This window comes from Alkalibacterium sp. m-11, assembly GCF_054658155.1.
The window spans coordinates 1-413 of the sequence record NZ_BAAGIR010000378.1; the positions used below are offsets into that span (position 1 = coordinate 1).

General features: G+C 39.0%; 1 tRNA gene. It reads right to left on the bottom strand.

The annotated features are described in order from the left end of the window. Nucleotides 1–290: 290 nt before the first annotated feature. Nucleotides 291–363 (bottom strand) — tRNA-Asn (locus ACYQ2O_RS12885). Between the last annotated feature and the right edge of the window lie 50 nt (nucleotides 364–413).

The following is a 413-nucleotide window of genomic DNA, read 5'->3' on the forward strand; positions in this document are numbered from 1 at the left end:
CTCATTGTATTACTTGTGAGTTAACCATGTTAACTCGTTTGTTGCCTTCGACTCCAAAAGAATCGAAGACCCCTGCACATTTGGTTGTTTCTACTTTGTTCAGTTTTCAAAGATCTATCTCGTTCAGTGTGTGTTGCTTGCATTTCGCAGCAACTTATACATCGTAACATTATACTGATTAACCGTCAATACTTTTTTAAAAAAAGTTTTAAACGTTTATCATGTTACTCTGTTTATAGCACACCTAAAGGTGTTACTTTTATCAACGCTGGTAAATAAGCGTGACAAAACTCCGCAAGCAGGGCTCGAACCTGCGACAACACGATTAACAGTCGTGCGCTCTACCAACTGAGCTATTGCGGAATCACTTGAATGTTTTATATAAAAAAAAGAGCTGCACGGCAACGTCCTGC